Here is a 20,111-nt window from a genome sequence, read left to right on the forward strand (position 1 = left end):
CCGAGATGGTGTTGAATCTTGCGTTCGCCAGGACGGCGCGGCCGGAAGTCGCCTCGTCCCGCTCTCCCTATTGCCGGACAAACTGTATCAATTCGCCCATATCGTCAAACAGAGCGTCGGGATTAAGACTTGCGAGCGCCCGCCGGTGGCGCTCGTTTCGGGCGTGGCTGGCCCCCGCGAAGGCGAAGACGCGCATGCCCGCGGCTTTGGCTGCCTCGATTCCGGCCGGACTGTCCTCGACAACGATGCAGTCGGACGGCTTATAACCCATCTCAGCGCTCGCATGCAGAAAGAGGTCGGGGGCCGGCTTGCCGCGCGCCACCATGCTGGCGCTGAAGATATTTGGCTCGAACAGATCGAGGAGTCCCGTCACCGTCAGCGAAAGCCGAATGCGTTCCGGCTGGCTCGATGAAGCGACGCAGCAGGCGATATCCAGCCCCTCGACCGCCTGGCGTATGCCGTCAACCGGCCTCAGCTCCTCGCGGAAGCGAGCATAGAGCCGGGTCCGCATGCCTTCGAGGAAAACTTCGTCGGTTGCAAGGCCGTGTTCGTCGTGCAGGATTGCCGACATGCTCTTCAGGCTACGGCCGAGGAAGCGCTCGCTCGCCTCTTCCGTCGTCATCGAGACACCGGCGGCATCCAACGCCTCGACGAGCACTTCGAGCGAGATTGGTTCGCTGTCCACCAGCACGCCGTCGCAGTCGAATATCACCAACCTGGAGGCGTGCTCCGCCATCGCGCTAATCCCCGAGTTTGCCGTCCAGATAAAGCTGCAGCGTGGCGCGCGTACCCTGTTCCCAAAGAGTTTTCAAGGCATGGGCGAAGCGACGGCGGAATAGATCGGATTGCGCGACCTCCCCGAAAATGTCGGAAAGCGCGAGGAAGGCCAACGGATCATCCTTGGCCGCAAGTGCCGCCGCATGCAGCCGGTCGGCGCTCGCATCGTTGAAGACGATATCCTTGCCGCTGTCGGACTTGCCGGCGAAGTAGCGACACCAGAGCGCCGAGACCAGCGATAATCCGGTGACGTCCTCGCCGCGGCGCAGGCGATCGGCCGTCGACGGCAGGATGAATTTCGGCTGCCTGTTCGAACCGTCCTGCGCCAGCCGTGCGATCGTATCGCCGATCTTCGGATTGGCGAAGCGCGTCTCGATGAGCTTGTAGTAGTCTTTCAGATCCGTATTCGGCACCGGCGGAATGACCGGGATGATCTCGTCGTGCTCCAGCTTCGCCAGGAAGGCGCGGATCAGCGGCTCCTCCATCGCCTCGTGCACGAAATGAATGTCGAGCAGTGCGGCCGGATAGGCGATCGCCGCATGGCCGCCGTTCAGGATGCGGATCTTCATGTGCTCGTAGGGTGCGACATCGGGTACGAACTGCACTCCGACCTCCTCAAGCGCGGGGCGGCCTTGGGGGAAATTGTCCTCCAGCACCCATTGCTTGAACTCCTCGCAGAAGACCGGCCAGGCGTCGTCGATGCCGTAGTCCGAAGCGACGATGCCGATCTCGCGTGGCCCCGTCGCCGGCGTGATGCGGTCGACCATGCCGTTCGGAAAGGCGACATTGGCATCGATCCAGTCGGCGAAAGCCGGGTCGGCGAGGCGCGCGAGGCCGGAAACGGCCGCATGGGTCACCTCGCCATTGCCCGGAATATTGTCGCAGGACATGACGGTGAACGGCGGGAGCCCCCGGGCTCTGCGTTCGGCAAGACCCGCCAGGATGAGCCCGAAGACTGTCTTCGGTGCAGCCGGGTTCTGCGCATCCTCGACGATCGCCGGATGGGTGGGATTGAACACGCCCGAGGCCGGATCGATGAAATAGCCGCCTTCGGTGATCGTCAGCGACACGATGCGGATGAACGGGCTTGCGAGCTGGGCAACGATTGCCGGCGTGTCGCCGGGTTTCAGATAGGCAATCATCGCGCCGGTGACATGTGCGCCGGTCCGGTTGTTGTCCTGCTCCACCACTGTTGTCAGCAAATCCTGCGCCTCGAGCTTGGCGCGCATGATCTCGTCCGACGGCAGCACGCCCGCCCCGATGATCGCCCAGTCATGGTCGCGGCCCAGGTTGAAGAGATCGTCGAGATAGACGGCCTGATGCGCGCGATGAAAGTTGCCGACGCCGAAATGGACGATGCCGGCTCGAAGATCATGCCGATCGTAATTCGGAACGCCGGCCCTGGCCTTGATCGCATCGAGCGTGGCAAGCGAGAGTTTGGTCGTCATCCTATCGTTCCTTTCGAGAACGTCTTTCGACGTATCTCAGCTCATCCATTGGCCGCCGTCGACGTTATAGGTCTGCGCCACGACGTAGTCGCTTTCCGACGAGGCGAGGAAGATCGCCATGCCGGTCAAATCCGCGGCAGTGCCCATACGGCCATAGGGAACGGCCTCGCCCACGAGCCGCTTCTTTTCGCCGAGCGGTCGGTTTTCATACTTTGCGAAGAGCGCATCGACGCCTTCCCAGTGCTCACCCTCGACAACGCCGGGAGCGATCGCGTTCACGTTGATGCGGTGCTTGATGAGGTCGAGCCCGGCCGACTGGGTGAGGCTGATGACCGCCGCCTTGGTGGCGCAGTAAACGGCGACCAGGGCCTCACCCCGCCGGCCCGCTTGGCTTGCCATGTTGATGATCTTGCCGCCCCGCCCTTGCGCGATCATCTGCTTCGCTGCCGCCTGCAATGTGAACAGCGTGCCGGCGACATTGATCGAGAACAGTCTCTCGAAACTCTCGCGGGTGATCTCGACGATCGGCGCGAGATCGAAGAGCGCCGCATTGTTGACGAGGATGTCGAGCCCGCCGGCGCGCTGAGTGACAGCGGCGATCGCCGCATCGATCGACTCCTGCCGGGTCACGTCCAGCTCGACCGCGTAGGCCGCAGCTCCGATTTCCGCGGCCGTCTGTTTCGCACGCTCGATGTTGATGTCGGCTATCGCGACCGTGGCGCCTTCGCGCACATAGGCTTCCGCAAAGGCGCGGCCGATACCCCGCGCCGATCCGGTGATCAGCGCGTTCTTTCCTTCAAGACGTTTCATCGAATTGCCATTCCCTTTTCATCAAACCGGTGCAGACGCTGCGGGTCCGGCGTGAGGAAGACCCGATCGCCATGGGTAACGGCGAAGTCGCCGCTGACGCGCGCCGTCAGTGTGCCGATGCCGTCGGCATTCACGTGCAGGAACGTATCGGAGCCGAGATGCTCTGCCACGCCTACCGTGCCCTGCCATGTGCCATGGTCTTTCGAAAGCACTAGGTGCTCCGGACGAATGCCGATCGTGTGAGCTTGATGGTTTGCCGCTTGCGCGCCCGAAATGAAGTTCATCTTCGGCGAGCCGATGAAGCCTGCAACGAAGAGGTTGTCGGGCCTGCGATAGAGCTCAAGCGGCGAGCCAACCTGCTCGATACGGCCGCGGTTCAGGACGACGATCTTGTCGGCCATGGTCATGGCCTCCACCTGGTCGTGGGTGACGTAGATCATCGTCGTCTTCAACTGCTGGTGAAGCTGGCTGATCTCGAGCCGCATGTTTACGCGCAGCGCTGCGTCGAGGTTCGAGAGCGGCTCGTCGAACAGGAAGGCTTCCGGCTGACGTACGATCGCCCGGCCGATCGCCACGCGCTGGCGCTGGCCGCCCGACAATTGGCGTGGTTTGCGGTCGAGATAGTCGGTAAGGTTCAGCACGCGGGCCGCGTCCTCTACCTTCTTGTCGACCGTCGCCTTGTCCTCGCCCGCCATCTTCAAGGGAAAGGCGATGTTCGAGCGCACGCTCATATGCGGATAGAGCGCGTAGGACTGGAACACCATCGAAAGACCGCGCTTTGCCGGCGGCAGCTCTGTGGCATTCCGGCCGTCGATGATGATCTCGCCGTCGCTGACGTCCTCCAGCCCGGCAATCAGCCGTAGAAGCGTGGACTTGCCGCAGCCGGACGGGCCGACGAAGACGACGAACTCGCCGTCGGTGATATCGAGGTCGATCGACGGGATGACGGCGTGGGCGCCGAAGACCTTCGATACGTTCTTGAGTGTGATGCTTCCCATGGTCGTATCCTTATTTGAGCCGCGCCGCCCTTATTTGACCGCACCGAAAGTGAGGCCGCGTACGAGCTGCTTCTGCGAGAACCAGCCGAGAATGAGGATGGGGGCGATGGCCATCGTCGAGGCCGCCGACAGCTTCGCGTAGAAGAGGCCCTCCGGGCTCGAATAGGAGGCGATGAAGGCCGTCAGCGGCGCAGCCTTCGCGGCGCTGAGGTTCAAGGTCCAGAACGCCTCGTTCCACGCGAGGATGATGTTCAGGAGCAGCGTCGAGGCGATGCCGGGGATCGCCATCGGCGTCAGCACATAGATGATCTCCTTGGCAAGCGAAGCACCATCCATGCGCGCCGCTTCGAGGATCTCACCGGGGATCTCCTTGAAATAGGTGTAGAGCATCCAGATGATGATCGGCAGGTTGATCAGCGTTAGCACGATCACGAGCCCCGTCCGCGTGTCGAGCAGGCCCCAATTGCGGAACATCAGATACATCGGCACCAGCACGCCGACCGGCGGCATCATCTTGGTGGAGAGCATCCACATCAAGACGTCCTTGGTGCGCTTGGTCGGCGCAAAGGCCATGGCCCACGCCGAGGGAATGGCGATCAGCAGCCCAAGCAGCGTCGAGCCGAAGGAAACGACCACCGAGTTCATGAAGTGCTTCAAGTAGTCGGAGCGGCTCTGCACTTCGGAATAGTTCTCCGTCGTCCAGTCGAAGAACAGGAAGACCGGCGGCGAGGCGATCGCCTGGGCTTCCGTCTTGAAGCTCGTCAGGAAGGTCCAGAGGATCGGAAAGAATATCAGGATGGCGATCGTCCAGGCGACGACCGTGGTGATGAGCTTGCGCCCTGTCGAGACGTTACGTGCCATCGGTATCAGGCCTCCAGAGTCTTGCCGATCATGCGCATCAGGAAGAATGCGACGATATTGGCGAGGATGACCGCGATGATGCCGCCGGCCGAGGCGCCGCCCACGTCGAACTGCAGGAGAGCCTGGGCATAGACGAGGAACGTCAGGTTCGTGCTCTGCGTGCCCGGACCGCCATTCGTGGTGACGAGGATTTCCGCGAAGACCGAAAGCAGGAAGATCGTCTGGATCAGGATGACCACGGTGATCGCGCGCGAAAGGTGCGGCAGGATGAGATAGATGAAGCGGCTCCAGGGACCGGCGCCGTCCATCTGAGCGGCCTCCTTCTGCTCCTCGTCGAGCGACTGCAACGCCGTCAGCAGGATGAGCGTCGCGAAAGGCAGCCATTGCCAGGCGACGATGAGAATGATCGAGAGGAGCGGCGCGTTGGCGAGAAAGTCGAAGGGCTGCAGCCCCACGAGCTTGGCGAGCCAGGCGAAGAGCCCGTTCACGGGATTCATGAACATGTTCTTCCAGACGAGCGCCGCAACGGTCGGCATGATCAGGAAAGGCGCGATGACGAGGATGCGCACGATCCCCTGCCCGAACATCTGCTGGTCGAGCAGAAGCGCCAGACCGATGCCGCCCGCTACAGTGATGAAGAGCACCCCGAGGACGATCGCGAGCGTGTTGAAGATGGCCTGGAAGAAGGCCGGGTCGGTGAGGAAATAGGTATAGTTCGAAAGACCCGCGAACTCCTCCATTCCCGGCATCAGCAAGTTATAGCGCAGGAGAGAGAAGTAGATCGTCAGCGCCAGCGGCACGATCATCCAGGCCAGGAGCAGAAGCACCGACGGTGCGATCATCAGCCGTGCGGCGGAGCGGGTATGCAAGGTCGCCATGGCGTCCCCCGTGTGATGTCAACGCTGTTCCAAGGAAAGGCAAGCGCCTGGCGCCTGCCGGACGCGTGAAGCATCCGAAAAAGCAGAGCGGGACGGGGGCGGAAGGTGATGTCCCCCTTGCCTCGTCCCGCTCCGAGGTTGCCGGAGCACCGGCCGTTGCCGGCCGGCACTCCAGCCCTTGGGAGCCTCATTTGATGTAGCCGGCCTTGGTCATCTCACGGGTCGTGAGCTGCTGTGCACTGGCAAGTGCCTGGTCGACGCTCATCTGACCGGCGAGTGCCGCCGAGAACACCTGGCCGACCGCCGTGCCGAGACCCTGAAACTCGGGAATCGCCACGAACTGCACGCCGACATAGGGCACCGGCTTCACTGCCGGGTTCTTCGGATCGGCGGCATTGATCGAGTCCAGCGTCATCTTCGCGAACGGTGCCGCCTTCTGGTACTCCGGGTTCTCATAGAGCGAGGTGCGGGTGCCGGGAGGCACGTTCGCCCAGCCTTCCTTCTCGGCCACGAGCTTCAGATAGTCCTTGCCGGTGGCCCAGGCGATGAACTTTTGCGCCGCATCCGCCTTCTGGGAACCCGCGGGGATTGCGAGAGTCCAGGCCCAGAGCCAGTTGCCGCGCTTGCCGAGGCCGGTGTCGGGCGCAAGCGCGAAGCCGACCTTGTCGGCAACCGTCGATTCCTTCGGGTTGGTCACGAAAGAAGCGGCCACCGTCGCATCGATCCACATGCCGCACTTGCCCGTCTGGAACAGCGACAGGTTTTCGTTGAAGCCGTTGGACGAAGCGCCGGGCGGGCCGGCGTCGTTCATCAGCTTCACGTAGAAGTCGAGCGTGTTCTTCCACTCGGGCTGGTCGAATTGCGGCTTCCAGTTCTCGTCGAACCAGCGCGCGCCGAACGCGTTCGCCGTCGCCGTCAGGAAGGCCATGTTCTCGCCCCAGCCGGCCTTGCCACGCAGGCAGATGCCATAGATTTCATTGTCCTTGTCGGTGATCTTGCGGGCTGCCTCCGCAACGAAATCCCAGGTCGGCGCGTCCGGCATGGTGAGCCCTGCCTTCTCGAACAGGTCCTTGCGGTACATGACCATCGAGCTCTCGCCATAGAACGGCGCCGCATAAAGCTTGCCGTCGATGGTGAGGCCGCTGCGGATCGCCGGCAGAAGGTCGTCGACGTCGTACTCCGGGCCGAGCTTGTCGAGCGGCAGGAGCCAGCCCTGCTTCGCCCAGATCGGCACTTCATAGGTGCCGATCGTCATGATGTCGTACTGCCCGCCCTTGGTCGCGATGTCCGTCGTCACGCGCTGACGCAGCACGTTTTCCTCGAGCGTCACCCATTCGAGCTGAATGTCCGGATTTTTTGATGTGAAATCGTCCGTCAGCTTCTGCATGCGGATCATGTCGGCGTTGTTCACGGTCGCGATGATCAGGGTTTCTGCTTGGGCCAGACCTGCTAGAGCGACTGCCGAGCACGTGCCCAGCAGGAAAGTTCTCAAATTCATCGACTTCCTCCCAGAAGAAAAGAGTGAGCATTTGCTTTGCTCGTGAGCAATTACTCACTCGTTGCCGAAAAATGTCAATCCGCAATCGTTGCTGCAACGCAGCGGATGCGCTAACCCGTGGTTTTCACTCGCGATTTTTTGCTTAGGAAAAGGTCGCCAAAGGCGGCGATCATGCGGGACGCGGCGCTCGTCCGGGTCGGCACGCCGCAATTCAGACGCTCAGGAGGTACTCGGCCGTGGTTTCGTCGGTGATGAGACCATTGATGATCCGGCCCTTCAAGGCGGCGCGCAGGGCCTCGTATTTGCGGCTGCCCTTGGCGATGCCGATGACCGACGCCCGCTCGCGGGACGGCAGCGGTACAGAGGCGACGCGCTCATTGATGCTGCCGGCGAGCAGCGTACCGTCGTGGCCGAACATCCAGCCGCAGATCTCGCCGGCCGCACCCGCCGCCATCAGGCGGGCCATTTCCTCCCGGGCGAGGAAGCCATCCTCGCAGAGCGGCGCGTCCGGCCCGAGCTCGCCGACGCCGACGAAGGCGGCATTGGCCTGCGCCCCGAGTTCGAGCGCGATTTTCACCAGGCTTTGATTGTGGAGCACTTCCCGCTCCTCGGCCGAGGAGACGAGAACCGGCAAGGGCATCGGAAAATGGCGCGCGTTGATCGTGTCGGCCATGCTGAAGATGACATTGTAATAGGCAGCCGAACCATCGAGCCGGATATTGCCGGTAAGCGAGACGATGCGGTGCTGCGGGCAGTCCATGACCGGTAGCTGGTCGATGGTCGCCTTCAGCGTCCGCCCCGTGCCGATCGCCAGGACGACCGGATCGGGCGATTTCAGCCAGCGCTCGATTTCTGCCGCACCGGCCTCCGCTATGCCGACTGTCGCCGAGGCCGATCCCGGATCGCTCGGCACGACATCGATGTAGGACAACTCGTACTTGTCCTTTAGCCGCGCCGCCGTCTCCAGACACGCGGCAATCGGATGGTCGAGGCGCACCTTGATCAGCCGCTCGGCCATGGCCAGAGACACGAGGCGCTGCGCCGATTGCCGCGAAATCCCCATGATCGACGCAATCTCGTCCTGCGTCCGGCCGGCAACATAATAGAGCCAGCCAGCGCGGGCAGCATCGTCCAGCCTGTTGTTGCTTTCCGCCTTGCGTGCCATAGATCGCCTCCTTCCCTTTGATTTGCTGCCACTATTTGCCGTGCGCTGTCAAACGAGAGGTGCGATCGAGCGGCGATGCATGCGGCAAGAACCGTTTTTCCCGGCATTTACGCTGGATGCGAAAGAAATTTTACCGTTTGATAAAAAAATAAAGCGTGTTACCGTTTCCTGATCCTGAGAAAACATTGGGAGCCAAAAAATGGGAACGACGCAATCTGGGATTCTCGGCGGGCGGTTGCCGCTTGCCGAGTACGAAGCCAATTTCTCCGACCTTCATCCGCCGCTCGACAAGCACGAGGCGCTGGTCGCTGCGGACCGCTGCTATTTCTGTCATGACGCGCCCTGCATGACGGCCTGTCCCACCTCCATCGACATCCCGCTGTTCATCCGCCAGATTGCAACCGGCAATCCCATCGGCTCGGCGAAAACAATCTTCGACCAGAACATCCTGGGCGGCATATGCGCCCGCGTCTGTCCCACCGAGACGCTCTGCGAACAGGCCTGCGTGCGCAACACGGCGGAGGAGCGGCCGGTCGAGATCGGCCGGCTGCAGCGTTACGCGACCGACATCGCGATCAAGGAGAATAAGCAGTTCTACACGCGCGCCGCCCGATCCGGCCACAAGATTGCCGTCGTTGGCGCCGGCCCCGCGGGGCTTGCCTGCGCCCATCGCCTCGCCGTCAAAGGCCACGACGTGGTGATCTACGACGCGCGTGAAAAATCCGGCGGCCTCAACGAATACGGCATCGCCGCCTACAAGACCGTGGAGGATTTCGCGCAGAAGGAAGTCGACTATGTGCTTTCGATCGGCGGTATCGAGGTGCGCCACGGTCAGGCACTCGGCCGCGACGTCTCGCTCGCCGATCTGACCGAGCAATATGATGCCGTCTTCCTCGGCCTCGGCCTTGCCGGCGTCAATGCGCTGCGGATCGAAGGCGAGAATGCCGAAGGGGTCGAGGACGCGGTCGATTTCATCGCCGCACTTCGCCAGTCGAAAACCAAGGCCGACATTCCGGTCGGGCGCCGCGTGGTGGTGCTCGGCGGCGGCATGACCGCGATCGACGCCGCCGTCCAGGCGAAGCTGCTCGGCGCGGAGGAAGTGACGATCTGCTATCGCCGTGGCAAGGAGCACATGAACGCCTCCGAATTCGAGCAGGACCTTGCGGCATCGAAGGGCGTCACCATCCGCCACTGGCTGCAGCCGAAGCGCATTGCCGTGAAGGACGGCAAGGTGGCCGGCATCGAACTCGAATACACCACGCTCATCGACGGCAGGCTGACGGCGACCGGGGAAACCGGTATCATTGCCGCCGACCAGATCTTCAAGGCCATAGGCCAGACCTTCGAAGCCTCCGGGCTCAGTGCCATGCGGATGGAGGGTGGACGCATCGTCACCGATGCAGAGGGCCGCACCTCCCTCGCCAAGGTTTGGGCCGGCGGCGACTGCGTGCTTGGCGGCGAGGACCTCACCGTTTCCGCCGTCGCCATGGGCCGCGATGCTGCCGAATCGATCAACCGGGCTTTCGCCATGGCACAGCCGCTGGCGAGCGCCGTCGCGTAAGAAGCGGAACAGGATCGAGAGGACGAAACAATGGCTGATCTCCGCAACAATTTTGTCGGCATCAAATCCCCGAACCCGTTCTGGCTCGCCTCGGCGCCGCCGACGGACAAAGCCTATAACGTCGAGCGCGCCTTCAAGGCGGGCTGGGGCGGCGTCGTCTGGAAGACGCTCGGCGAGGAAGGGCCGCCGGTCGTCAACGTCAACGGCCCACGCTACGGCGCGATCTGGGGCGCCGACCGGCGTCTGCTGGGCCTGAACAATATCGAACTCATCACCGACCGCGATCTCTATGTGAACCTGCGCGAGATGAAGCAGGTGAAGATGAACTGGCCGGATCGCGCGCTGATCGCCTCGATCATGGTGCCTTGCGAGGAGAACGCGTGGAAGGCGATCCTGCCGCTCGTTGAGGAAACCGGAGCCGACGGCATCGAGCTCAACTTCGGCTGTCCGCACGGCATGTCCGAGCGTGGCATGGGCTCTGCGGTCGGGCAGGTGCCGGAATATATCGAAATGGTGGTGCGCTGGTGCAAGCAGTACACGCGCATGCCGGTGATCACCAAGCTGACGCCGAACATCACCGATATCCGCAAGCCCGCCCGCGCCGCCAAGGCCGGCGGCACCGACGCCGTGTCGCTGATCAATACGATCAACTCGATTACTGCGGTCAACCTCGACACCTTCTCGCCGGAGCCTTCGATCGACGGTCGCGGCAGCCACGGCGGCTATTGCGGCCCGGCGGTGAAACCGATCGCGCTCAACATGGTTGCCGAGATCGCCCGCGATCCGGAAACCTATGGCCTGCCGATCTCCGGCATCGGCGGCATCACCACCTGGCGGGACGCGGCCGAATTCCTGGCGCTCGGCGCCGGCAACGTGCAGGTCTGCACGGCGGCGATGACCTACGGCTTCAAGATCGTCCAGGAAATGATCACCGGTCTCTCGGACTGGATGGACGCCAAAGGCCACAGGACGCTCGACGATATTTGCGGTCGCGCAGTGCCGAACGTCACCGATTGGCAGTACCTCAACCTCAACTACGTCAGCAAGGCGAAGATCGATCAGGACGCCTGCATCAAATGCGGCCGCTGCCACATCGCCTGCGAGGACACCTCTCACCAGGCGATAACGCAATTCGTCAATGGCGTTCGCCATTTCGAGGTGATCGAGGAGGAATGCGTCGGCTGCAATCTCTGCGTAAACGTTTGTCCGGTCGAGAACTGCATCACCATGGAGCCGCTGCCCGCCGGCGCACTCGACAAGCGCACCGGCAAGCCGGTCGATCCGAACTACGCCAACTGGACGACCCATCCGAACAACCCGATGGCCCGCCAGGCCGCCGAGTAAGGAAGGTCGACGAGACAGTGAGGCCGCCGAAGAACATCGGCGGCCTTCTGCATTAATATGGTCAGAACTCGATCACCAGCTTGCCGAAGGGACCGCGATCGAGATGCGCGAAAGCCTCCCGGAACTCCGTGAACTTGTACCGTTTGTCGATCACCGGCTTCAGCCCGATACGATCGACGGCACCGACCAGATCTTCAAGCGCTCTCCGGTGACCAACGCTGATACCTTGGACCACCGGCGACTTCAAAAGCAGTGGAGCGACCGGACCGGAAACTTCGAAACCTTCGAGCACCCCGATCACCGAGATGCGCCCGTCCGGCGCAACCGCCTTCAGCGACTGACCTAGTCCCGCGCCGCCTGCGATCTCCAGAATGTGGTCGGCGCCATGATCGCCGGTCAGTGCATAGACGCGCTCCACCCAGTCCTCCGTCAACCGGTTGACGCCATGATCGGCACCAAGCGCAAGCGCGCGTTCGAGCTTTTCCGGGCTGCCCGAAGTGACGATGACCTCGGCACCGGTCGCCTTGGCGATCTGCAGGCCGAAGAGCGCGACGCCGCCCGTCCCCTGCACCACCACGCGGTCACCGGGTCTCAACTGCCCCTTCTCTATGAGGGCGAACCAGGCCGTCAGCCCCGCGCATGGCAAAGTGCTCGCCTCCGCGGCATCGAGGCTTTTCGGCGCCGCGACGAACCAGCCTTCCGGGAAGGCGACGTATTCCGACATGACGCCCGGATGCACGCCGCCGAGGGTCGCATAGGATGGCGTTCTGCCGTTGCCCGGACGCAGGCCGTCGAGCCAGCCGGGCGCAAAGGTCGAGATTACGCGGTCGCCCGGCCGGAAACGCGTCACGCTCTTGCCGACGGCCTCGACGACACCGCTCATGTCCGAGGCCGGCACGAAAGGAAACGTCAGGTCGAGACCCATGCCGGTTTCGAGCACCAGCTTGTCGCGATAGTTGAGCGACACTGCCAGCGTTCGCACAAGGACTTCATGATCTCCGATTTGGGGCATCGGGCGCTCGGTGATTTTGAGATCATGCGGACCGACCGTCTCTGTGCTCCATTGCTGCATCCATTTCGACATGCTCGTTCCTTTCATCAATCGTTATTGGACGAGCATACTGTTGAACAAGGGTCGCCAGTTGCGATAAGATTTCCCCTTATTGTTTCCTGACGGGATGCAATCGATGGAGCGACTGAACGGCATTTCCGTGTTCGTGGAAGTGGCGGAAGTGGGAGGATTCTCAGCCGCCGCCGAGCGCCTGCATCTCTCGCGCTCCGCCGTAGGCAAGACGATCGCGCGGCTCGAGCAAAGGCTCGGCGTACGCCTCTTCCATCGCACCACACGGGCGCAGAGCCTCACCGAAGAAGGTCAGCTCTTCTACGAGAGCTGCCAGCGGGCACTCGGCGAGATCAAGACGGCAGAAGATCTCCTCGAATCCGGCAGGCGGGAAATTCGCGGCCGTCTGCGCATCTCGATGCCGGTTCTCTTCGGTCGCCAATGCGTAGCTCCGTTGCTTCGTGACCTCCTGCGCGCGCATCCTCGGCTGGAGCTCGATCTTTCCTTCAACGACCGCGTCATCGACCTGCTCGACGAGGGCTTCGATCTCGCCATCCGCAACGGCTCGGTCGGCAATGACAGCAACCTCATGACCCGCACGGTCGCGGAACAGCGCATGACCGTCTGCGCCTCCCCCGCCTACCTCGAGGCGCATGGCACACCCAACACCGTCTCGGATCTAGCTGCCCATGACGGCGTGGTCTATGCGCGCGGCAGTGAGCCGCGGCCCTGGTCCTTTCCCGCCGAAGACAGAGCGAGCGAGACCATCCTGCCGAGAACGCGACTCAGACTCGACGACCTCGCAGCAATCGCCGATGCCGCCGCGGAGGGCCTCGGTCTCGCCTGGCTGCCCTGCTGGCTGGTGCGCGAGCGGGTGCAGCGTGGCGAACTCGTGCGCGTGCTCACCGATCAGCCGGGCATTATCTTCAAGGCGTATGCTGTTTGGCCGCGAACACAGCACATGTTGCCGAAATTGCGTGTGGTGATCGATAAGCTCGCCGCGGGCTTGCCGCGCATCATGGAGTAGAAAAGCGTCTTAACTCGTTCACGCCACTGCATATTCCCTGAAATTGAGGGGAGTTCTGGGAGCGATCATAAAAGCGAAACAGTCTGTGTCCGAAACGTAAGTTGTCGGCACTGGCGATCTGGTTAATAAGGAAGCAAATCAAACCGGCCGGGCCTCGGCCGGCAGACCCGGGCAGCCCGTTTGACAATTCTTTCCACCAGCAGACGCAAACAGATACACTTGATCTCCGGCGGCGTACTCGGAGTGTTCGTGCTCTGCCATTTTCTCAATCATTCGCTCGGCCTCGTTTCCATCGGAGCCATGGAAGCGGGCCGGCATGTGTTCACGCTTGTCTGGCAAAGCTTGCCCGGAACCGTCGTGCTTTATGGCGCCTTGCTCACGCACTTCCTGATGGCGCTCGACAGCCTCTATCGCCGCCAGACGCTGAGGATGCCGGTCGGCGAAGCCTTGAAGATCATCTTCGGCCTGAGCCTGCCCTTTCTGCTGATACCCCATGTGGTCGCCACCCGAGTGGAGCCGCTCCTGACCGGCATCGGCGGCGATTATCCGACCATTCTGCGGGCGCTCTGGTCGAGCTCCGCCAATACGACGCGCCAGACGATCGCTCTTCTCTTCGTGTGGAGCCATGTGTGCCTCGGCGCCTGGTTCTGGATGCGGGGGCGAGACTGGTTTCCGCGTTATGAGACACTGCTCTATACGATCGCTTTGCTCGTCCCGATCTTCGCGTTGCTCGGGTTCGTAAGTGGCGCACGCTCGCTCGGGCGCGAATATTCCGAACATGGAGGTTATGGCGACAAGGCCTATGCAAGCCTGCAACTGCGCGCCGACCCGGCTCTCCTCGAAAATATCCGCCTCGCCTTTTATGGCGGCTTTGCAGGACTGATCGGCGGAACCCTGGCGCTTCGCGACTTGCCGTCGCGCGGTCGTATCCGCATTCGTTATCCCGACGGGCGCGTCGCTGCCGTCAGCCTCGGCTTCAGCGTGCTCGAGGCGAGCCGCGCCGCCGGCATATCGCATGTTTCCGTTTGCGGCGGCCGCGGCCGCTGTTCGACGTGCCGCGTGCGGATAATCCAGGGCCTCGAAGGCCAGCCAGTGCCCGAAGCAGCAGAACGCGCAACGCTCGCCCGCATCGGCGCTCCCGACAATGTGCGCCTCGCCTGCCAGTTCCGGCCCGTGCACGACGTCAGCGTGGTTCCCATCCTTGATACCGACAGTCTCGGCATCAAGACGCAGCTCGCCCGGCAGAACGGCGGCGGCCGGGAGCGGCGGGTCGCGGTGCTCTTCTGCGACCTGCGCGATTTCACTCGCATCGCCGAGCACAGGCTGCCCTATGACACGGTCTTCCTGCTCAACCGCTATTTCGAAATGGTCGGCGAAGCCGTCGAAAGCTCCGGCGGCGTGATAGACAAGTTCATCGGCGACGGGGCGCTTGCGATCTTCGGGCTGAAAACTCCTCTCCCGCAAGCCTGCCGCCAGGCGCTGAATGCCGCCGCCCGACTGTCCCAAGGCATCCGAGCGCTAAACCAGACTTTCGAAGGCGAACTCAACCAACCGCTGAGGCTCGCCATCGGCCTGCATGCCGGCCCGGCGATCATCGGCGAGATGGGCTATGGCCAGGCGACGTCGCTGACCGCCGTCGGCGATACGATCAATACCGCGAGCCGGCTGGAGGGCCTGGCAAAGGAACATGACGCCGAGCTTGCCGTTTCCGTCGAGCTGGTACGGCACGCAGGCTTCGACCTTCAGGGCCACGGACGGCTTGATATCGGCCTGCGCGGCCGCCAAGCGCGCCTTGAGACCTGTATCGTCGATAATGCTTCGGAGATTTCCGAGTTGCTGCCGGCGCAAGGTTAGTCGCTGAAAGGGAACGAAGCCTAGCTTTCCCACTCGCGCTGTGCGCGCCCAGCTATTCCCGCACCTGCAGACCATCCACGAACAGCCGTTCCAGGAAGCGCGCGGCGTCTTCGAAACGTCCGTCACCGGCGTTTTCCTGACCCAGCACGGCGCGCACCTGCACGTCAAAGTCGGCATAGTGCTGGGTCGTCGACCAGATCGCGAAGATCAGGTGGTAGGGATCGCACTTGGCGATCTTGCCGGCCTTGGCCCAGGCGCGAATGACTTCGGCCTTCTCGTCGACCAGTTGCTTCAGCGGCCCTTTGAGCTCGTCCTCGATGTGGGGAGCACCCTGCAGAATCTCGTTGGCGAACAACCGGCTTTCGCGCGGGAACTCGCGCGCCATCTCGAGCTTGCGGCGAATATAGCTGCGGATTTCCGCCACCGGGTTACCCTCGGCATCGAGCTCGCGGAGCGGATCGAGCCAGGTATCGAGCACGCGGTCGATCAGCGCCCGGTGCATCGCTTCCTTGGTGCGGAAATAGTAGAGCAGGTTGGGCTTCGACATGCCGGCTACCTCGGCGATCTGGTCGATGGTCGAGCCGCGAAAACCGTTGGCTGAAAAGACTTCAAGCGCCGCTTCGAGTATCCGCTCCTCTTTTTCCTCCTGGATGCGTGTGCGCCTTTGCGTTCTGGCCGCTCTTGGAAGTACCATCTCGCCCCCTACGATGCCCGCCCCGATGCCCAAATTTCGGACGCGCCATATTTTTGGGCAACAGCTCCGTTTTTTGTTTTTCCGGCTTGAGTGCCGCCACGGAAGTTGTAATGTTTACCAACCGGTCAAATTATCAGCCAGATTACCGACAAAGGCAACGGCTGATCGAAGGGCAACAAACAAGGCCCCGATTTGGCCAACGGGAACGTGAGGGCTATCCCCGGGGGGGATCGGCCGCCAAAAGAGGAGAGCGCCATGGCAGCACCTGGCGAGAATAGGCGCGTCAATGCTGACCGCCTGTGGGATTCCTTAATGGATATGGCGAAGATCGGCCCCGGCGTCGCCGGCGGCAATAACCGCCAGACGCTCACGGACGCGGACGGCGAAGGCCGCCGGCTTTTCCAGTCCTGGTGCGAAAAGGCCGGGCTCTCGATGGGTGTCGACAAGATGGGAACCATGTTCATGACCCGTCCCGGAACCGACCCCGATGCTCTCCCCGTCCATATCGGCTCCCACCTCGATACGCAGCCTACCGGCGGCAAGTTCGACGGTGTGCTCGGCGTCTTGAGCGGTCTTGAGGTCGTGCGCACGATGAACGACCTCGGCATGAAGACAAAACACCCGATCGTGGTGACCAACTGGACCAACGAGGAAGGCGCACGCTTTGCGCCGGCGATGCTTGCTTCCGGCGTTTTCGCCGGCGTCCACACGCTGGAATATGCCTATGCCCGCAAGGACCCGGAAGGAAAGGCATTTGGCGATGAACTGAAGCGCATCGGCTGGGTGGGCGACGAGGAAGTCGGCGCCCGCAAGATGCACGCCTATTTCGAGTACCACATCGAACAGGGGCCGATCCTCGAGGCCGAGAACAAGCAGATCGGCGTCGTCACACACTGTCAGGGCCTCTGGTGGCTGGAATTCACTCTGACTGGCAAGGAGGCGCATACGGGCTCGACGCCGATGAACATGCGCGTCAATGCCGGCCTTGCCATGGCTCGCATCCTTGAGATGGTGCAGACCGTCGCGATCGAAAACCAGCCGGGGGCCGTCGGCGGCGTCGGCCAGATGTTCTTCTCGCCGAATTCCCGTAACGTGCTGCCGGGCAAGGTCGTTTTCACGGTCGACATTCGCTCGCCCGACCGGGCAAAGCTCGACGGCATGCGCGCGCGCATCGAGGCTGAGGCGCCGAAGATCGCCGAGGCGCTCGGCGTCGGCTGTTCGATCGAGGCAGTCGGTCACTTCGATCCTGTCACCTTCGATCCGAAACTGGTCTCGACCGTCCGCGGCGCCGCCGAGAAACTTGGCTACAGCCACATGGACCTCATCTCCGGTGCCGGCCACGACGCCTGCTGGGCGGCAAAGGTCGCGCCGACCACGATGATCATGTGTCCCTGCGTCGACGGGTTGAGCCACAACGAGGCGGAGGACATCTCCAAGGAATGGGCCGCCGCGGGCGCAGACGTCCTCTTCCACGCCGTGCTCGAAACGGCGGAAGTCGTCGAGTGAGATTTTGCGGGCGGGACGAATGTTCCGCCCTTTTTCCTGGCGGCACCCGATCCGCCGAAGCACCATTGCGAGGGAAGAACAATGAGCACCGTCATCAAGGGTGGAACCATCGTTACCGCCGACCTGACCTACAAGGCCGATGTCAAGGTCGAAGACGGCAAGATCATCGAGATCGGGCCTAACCTCTCCGGCACAGAGACGCTGGACGCGACCGGCTGCTATGTCATGCCAGGCGGCATCGATCCGCACACGCATCTCGAAATGCCCTTCATGGGCACCTATTCCTCCGACGATTTCGAAAGCGGCACGCGCGCGGCCCTTGCCGGCGGCACGACCATGGTCGTCGATTTCGCGCTGCCCTCGCCCGGTCAGTCGCTGCTCGAAGCGCTCACCATGTGGGACAACAAGTCGACGCGCGCCAATTGCGATTATTCCTTCCACATGGCGATCACCTGGTGGGGCGAGCAGGTCTTCAACGAGATGGAGACCATCGTCAAGGACAAGGGCATCAACACCTTCAAGCACTTCATGGCCTATAAGGGCGCGCTGATGGTGGACGATGACGAGATGTTCTCCTCGTTCCAGCGCTGCGCTGCACTTGGCGCCCTGCCTCTGGTCCATGCCGAAAACGGCGACGTGGTGGCGCAACTCCAGGCGAAGCTGCTTGCGGAAGGCAACAACGGCCCCGAGGCGCACGCCTATTCGCGCCCGGCGGAAGTCGAAGGCGAGGCCACCAACCGCGCTATCATGATCGCCGACATGGCCGGCTGTCCCGTCTATATCGTCCACACCTCGTGCGAACAGGCGCACGAGGCGATCCGGCGTGCCCGCGCCAAGGGCATGCGCGTCTTCGGCGAGCCCTTGATCCAGCACTTGACGCTGGACGAAAGCGAGTATTTCAACAAGGACTGGGACCACGCCGCCCGGCGGGTGATGTCGCCGCCCTTCCGCAACAAGCTGCACCAGGACAGCCTTTGGGCGGGGCTTGCCTCCGGCTCGCTGCAGGTGGTCGCGACCGACCATTGCGCCTTCACGACGGCGCAGAAGCGCTTCGGTGTCGGCGATTTCACCAAGATCCCGAACGGTACCGGCGGGCTTGAAGACCGCATGCCTATGCTCTGGACCTACGGCGTCGCGACCGGCCGCATCACCATGAACGAATTCGTGGCGGTGACCTCCACCAACATCGCCAAGATCCTCAACATCTATCCGAAAAAGGGCGCGATCCTCGTGGGTAGCGACGCCGACCTCGTCGTCTGGGACCCGAAACGCTCGAAGACGATCTCGGCGAACACCCAGCAATCGGCGATCGACTACAACGTCTTCGAGGGCAAGACCGTCACCGGCCTACCGCGCTTCACGCTGACGCGCGGCGTCGTTGCGATCGAGGAAGCGACGGTCAAGACGCAGGAGGGCCATGGCGAATTCGTCCGGCGCGACCCGTTCCCGGCGGTCAGCACCGCACTTACGACCTGGAAGGAAGTGACGGCGCCGCGGGCGGTGCAACGTACCGGCATCCCGGCGACCGGGGTGTGATCTAGGTGACCGGGATAGGCTGCTAGCGATGTATGCTCATGAGCGGGAGAACTGGTTTCCACGGCTACACGCGGCGGCCGTCCTCGGGGGCACCTACACGGCCTTCGTGATGTTAATATTCGCCGAGCCTCAGTCGATTTCCGGTGTCTCTTTCCTGGTTCTCATTCCGGCCGGCATTCTGTTGCCGTTCTTCGCATCTCTGGTCGCATTCGCTGTCTTCGCTCCGGTAAGTTTCGGACTTTACCGGCTCATGGAGCGGTTTGGCCGACGAAATCTGAGCGACCATTGCCTTGCTGGTGTCGTGTGCGTCACGCTGACATTCGCGTTCATTTGTCTGGCGGCATATGTGGCCTCTCTTGTCGAAAATGCCCCTGAGCCACCGGAGGATATCGGCCTCTATGGCCAGCCATTCGGACGGCAGGATCAATTATTTTTCGTGGCCTGCGCGATCAGTGGCGCGGCAGGTGGAGCCGCCTTTTATCTCGCACGGAAGACTGGAAGCTCAGGAGACCCGGCGAAGGCAAACGGAGAGCGTTCATAGATGGTTCAAGTGCTGTCAACTCAGTCATTGCCGCCCGCCTCTGCCAACTCGATTGATTTTACCTCCGCAAAGGCGGAGATGGAGGACTTGCGGCAAATAGCGGCAATCTCCGCCTCAGGACACCAGCCCATCCAGTTCGGGAAGCAGCACGACGCTCTCCTGCTCGTTCGGATCTGTCCGGGCGATCACCGCCGTGCAGGGACTGTCGGAGAGGTTTGCCGGCAGGTGCGGCACGCCGGCAGGGATGTAGAACATCTCGCCGGTCTTGACGATGACATGCTCTTCGAGCCGCTCGCCGAACCAGGTGTGCGCCTCGCCGGAAAGAACGTAAATGGCCGTCTCGTGGCTCTCGTGGAGGTGCGCCTTGGCGCGCGCACCGGGCGGCATCGTCAGGAGATGCATGCATATGCCGGTGGAGCCTACCGTCTCCGCGGCAATGCCTTCGAAATAGTCGAGTCCCTGCTTGCCGGCATAGGCATCGCCGGGGCGAACCACGCGACAGCCAGGATTGGGTGATCGAGCCATGAGTGTTCTCCAGAATTCGCTGAAAAAC

18 protein-coding genes are annotated in these 20,111 nt (G+C 62.5%); 7 read left to right on the plus strand and 11 right to left on the minus strand.

From position 1 onward, the window contains the following. Positions 1 to 67: 67 nt before the first annotated feature. From M728_RS12080 to M728_RS12115, 8 genes are all read right to left on the minus strand, one after another. Entirely contained in the window at positions 68 to 736 is a 669-nt protein-coding gene (locus tag M728_RS12080) for an HAD family phosphatase (RefSeq protein ID WP_026618752.1), read from the minus strand. 4 nt (positions 737 to 740) lie between these two features. Next, positions 741 to 2,225 carry a mannitol dehydrogenase family protein gene (locus tag M728_RS12085; RefSeq protein WP_026618751.1) on the minus strand — a complete coding sequence of 495 codons (1,485 nt, stop codon included), beginning with the start codon at positions 2,223 to 2,225 and terminating at the stop codon, positions 741 to 743. A gap of 36 nt (positions 2,226 to 2,261) precedes the next feature. Then, positions 2,262 to 3,035, minus strand: coding sequence for an L-iditol 2-dehydrogenase (locus M728_RS12090; RefSeq protein WP_026618750.1), 774 nt, complete (start codon positions 3,033 to 3,035; stop codon positions 2,262 to 2,264). Beyond that, positions 3,032 to 4,033: an ABC transporter ATP-binding protein gene (locus M728_RS12095; protein WP_026618749.1), complete on the minus strand. Its 1,002-nt coding sequence runs from the start codon at positions 4,031 to 4,033 to the stop codon at positions 3,032 to 3,034. Before M728_RS12095 ends, M728_RS12090 begins: the two co-directional genes overlap by 4 nt. Before the next feature lie 30 nt (positions 4,034 to 4,063). Continuing rightward, positions 4,064 to 4,894, minus strand: a complete 831-nt coding sequence (locus tag M728_RS12100; protein WP_026618748.1) for a carbohydrate ABC transporter permease — start codon at positions 4,892 to 4,894, stop codon at positions 4,064 to 4,066. Between the two features lie 5 nt (positions 4,895 to 4,899). Continuing rightward, positions 4,900 to 5,772 (minus strand): carbohydrate ABC transporter permease, encoded by an 873-nt coding sequence (locus tag M728_RS12105; protein WP_026618747.1) that lies wholly within the window; start codon positions 5,770 to 5,772, stop codon positions 4,900 to 4,902. 187 nt (positions 5,773 to 5,959) lie between these two features. Next, positions 5,960 to 7,270 (minus strand): sugar ABC transporter substrate-binding protein, encoded by a 1,311-nt coding sequence (locus M728_RS12110; RefSeq protein WP_026618746.1) that lies wholly within the window; start codon positions 7,268 to 7,270, stop codon positions 5,960 to 5,962. 211 nt (positions 7,271 to 7,481) lie between these two features. Continuing rightward, entirely contained in the window at positions 7,482 to 8,435 is a 954-nt protein-coding gene (locus M728_RS12115) for a sugar-binding transcriptional regulator (protein ID WP_026618745.1), read from the minus strand. Positions 8,436 to 8,634: 199 nt separating this feature from the next. Here M728_RS12115 and M728_RS12120 point away from each other — a divergent pair, with 199 nt between their 5' ends. Further along, the gene (locus tag M728_RS12120; RefSeq protein WP_026618744.1) at positions 8,635 to 9,996 is read left to right on the plus strand and encodes an NAD(P)-dependent oxidoreductase; all 1,362 of its coding nucleotides are present in this window, start codon (positions 8,635 to 8,637) and stop codon (positions 9,994 to 9,996) included. A 30-nt stretch (positions 9,997 to 10,026) separates the two neighbouring features. Further along, a complete protein-coding gene (gene preA / locus M728_RS12125; protein WP_026618089.1) occupies positions 10,027 to 11,340 on the plus strand; it encodes an NAD-dependent dihydropyrimidine dehydrogenase subunit PreA in 1,314 nt (437 codons plus the stop codon). 61 nt (positions 11,341 to 11,401) lie between these two features. Here preA and M728_RS12130 read toward each other — a convergent pair whose 3' ends face one another. Next, on the minus strand, positions 11,402 to 12,424 hold the full coding sequence (locus tag M728_RS12130; protein ID WP_026618743.1) for an NAD(P)-dependent alcohol dehydrogenase: 1,023 nt from the start codon (positions 12,422 to 12,424) through the stop codon (positions 11,402 to 11,404). Between the two features lie 103 nt (positions 12,425 to 12,527). Between M728_RS12130 and M728_RS12135 the strand changes: the two genes are divergently transcribed. Beyond that, positions 12,528 to 13,427, plus strand: coding sequence for a LysR family transcriptional regulator (locus M728_RS12135; RefSeq protein ID WP_026618742.1), 900 nt, complete (start codon positions 12,528 to 12,530; stop codon positions 13,425 to 13,427). Positions 13,428 to 13,607: 180 nt separating this feature from the next. Continuing rightward, positions 13,608 to 15,281 (plus strand): adenylate/guanylate cyclase domain-containing protein, encoded by a 1,674-nt coding sequence (locus M728_RS12140; RefSeq protein ID WP_026618741.1) that lies wholly within the window; start codon positions 13,608 to 13,610, stop codon positions 15,279 to 15,281. Positions 15,282 to 15,333: 52 nt separating this feature from the next. On the opposite strand, the gene M728_RS12145 is transcribed toward M728_RS12140, so the two are convergent. After that, positions 15,334 to 15,975, minus strand: a complete 642-nt coding sequence (locus M728_RS12145; protein WP_026618740.1) for a TetR family transcriptional regulator C-terminal domain-containing protein — start codon at positions 15,973 to 15,975, stop codon at positions 15,334 to 15,336. A 255-nt stretch (positions 15,976 to 16,230) separates the two neighbouring features. Between M728_RS12145 and M728_RS12150 the strand changes: the two genes are divergently transcribed. The 3 genes from M728_RS12150 (at position 16,231) to M728_RS12160 (ending at position 19,558) form a co-directional block, all read left to right on the plus strand. Next, positions 16,231 to 17,481, plus strand: coding sequence for a Zn-dependent hydrolase (locus tag M728_RS12150; RefSeq protein ID WP_026618739.1), 1,251 nt, complete (start codon positions 16,231 to 16,233; stop codon positions 17,479 to 17,481). A gap of 81 nt (positions 17,482 to 17,562) precedes the next feature. Then, positions 17,563 to 19,017 carry a dihydropyrimidinase gene (gene hydA / locus M728_RS12155; RefSeq protein ID WP_026618738.1) on the plus strand — a complete coding sequence of 485 codons (1,455 nt, stop codon included), beginning with the start codon at positions 17,563 to 17,565 and terminating at the stop codon, positions 19,015 to 19,017. A gap of 28 nt (positions 19,018 to 19,045) precedes the next feature. Continuing rightward, complete coding sequence (locus M728_RS12160; protein ID WP_026618737.1) at positions 19,046 to 19,558, plus strand: hypothetical protein; 513 nt, start codon at positions 19,046 to 19,048, stop codon at positions 19,556 to 19,558. Positions 19,559 to 19,672: 114 nt separating this feature from the next. On the opposite strand, the gene M728_RS12165 is transcribed toward M728_RS12160, so the two are convergent. Then, entirely contained in the window at positions 19,673 to 20,083 is a 411-nt protein-coding gene (locus M728_RS12165; RefSeq protein WP_026618736.1) for a cupin domain-containing protein, read from the minus strand. Positions 20,084 to 20,111: the final 28 nt, after the last annotated feature.

Source organism: Ensifer sp. WSM1721 (genome assembly GCF_000513895.2).
Taxonomy (GTDB): domain Bacteria; phylum Pseudomonadota; class Alphaproteobacteria; order Rhizobiales; family Rhizobiaceae; genus Sinorhizobium.

Bases quoted from the DNA above. Each gene is read 5' to 3' on its own strand.
- M728_RS12120 (WP_026618744.1), top strand. From the start codon at position 8,635: ATGGGAACGACGCAATCTGGGATTCTCGGCGGGCGGTTGCCGCTTGCC.
- M728_RS12115 (WP_026618745.1), bottom strand. From the start codon at position 8,435: ATGGCACGCAAGGCGGAAAGCAACAACAGGCTGGACGATGCTGCCCGC.
- M728_RS12160 (WP_026618737.1), top strand. From the start codon at position 19,046: ATGTATGCTCATGAGCGGGAGAACTGGTTTCCACGGCTACACGCGGCG.
- M728_RS12095 (WP_026618749.1), bottom strand. From the start codon at position 4,033: ATGGGAAGCATCACACTCAAGAACGTATCGAAGGTCTTCGGCGCCCAC.
- hydA (WP_026618738.1), top strand. From the start codon at position 17,563: ATGAGCACCGTCATCAAGGGTGGAACCATCGTTACCGCCGACCTGACC.
- M728_RS12090 (WP_026618750.1), bottom strand. From the start codon at position 3,035: ATGAAACGTCTTGAAGGAAAGAACGCGCTGATCACCGGATCGGCGCGG.
- M728_RS12165 (WP_026618736.1), bottom strand. From the start codon at position 20,083: ATGGCTCGATCACCCAATCCTGGCTGTCGCGTGGTTCGCCCCGGCGAT.
- M728_RS12080 (WP_026618752.1), bottom strand. From the start codon at position 736: ATGGCGGAGCACGCCTCCAGGTTGGTGATATTCGACTGCGACGGCGTG.
- M728_RS12110 (WP_026618746.1), bottom strand. From the start codon at position 7,270: ATGAATTTGAGAACTTTCCTGCTGGGCACGTGCTCGGCAGTCGCTCTA.
- M728_RS12100 (WP_026618748.1), bottom strand. From the start codon at position 4,894: ATGGCACGTAACGTCTCGACAGGGCGCAAGCTCATCACCACGGTCGTC.
- M728_RS12130 (WP_026618743.1), bottom strand. From the start codon at position 12,424: ATGTCGAAATGGATGCAGCAATGGAGCACAGAGACGGTCGGTCCGCAT.
- preA (WP_026618089.1), top strand. From the start codon at position 10,027: ATGGCTGATCTCCGCAACAATTTTGTCGGCATCAAATCCCCGAACCCG.
- M728_RS12150 (WP_026618739.1), top strand. From the start codon at position 16,231: ATGGCAGCACCTGGCGAGAATAGGCGCGTCAATGCTGACCGCCTGTGG.
- M728_RS12105 (WP_026618747.1), bottom strand. From the start codon at position 5,772: ATGGCGACCTTGCATACCCGCTCCGCCGCACGGCTGATGATCGCACCG.
- M728_RS12145 (WP_026618740.1), bottom strand. From the start codon at position 15,975: ATGGTACTTCCAAGAGCGGCCAGAACGCAAAGGCGCACACGCATCCAG.
- M728_RS12135 (WP_026618742.1), top strand. From the start codon at position 12,528: ATGGAGCGACTGAACGGCATTTCCGTGTTCGTGGAAGTGGCGGAAGTG.
- M728_RS12085 (WP_026618751.1), bottom strand. From the start codon at position 2,225: ATGACGACCAAACTCTCGCTTGCCACGCTCGATGCGATCAAGGCCAGG.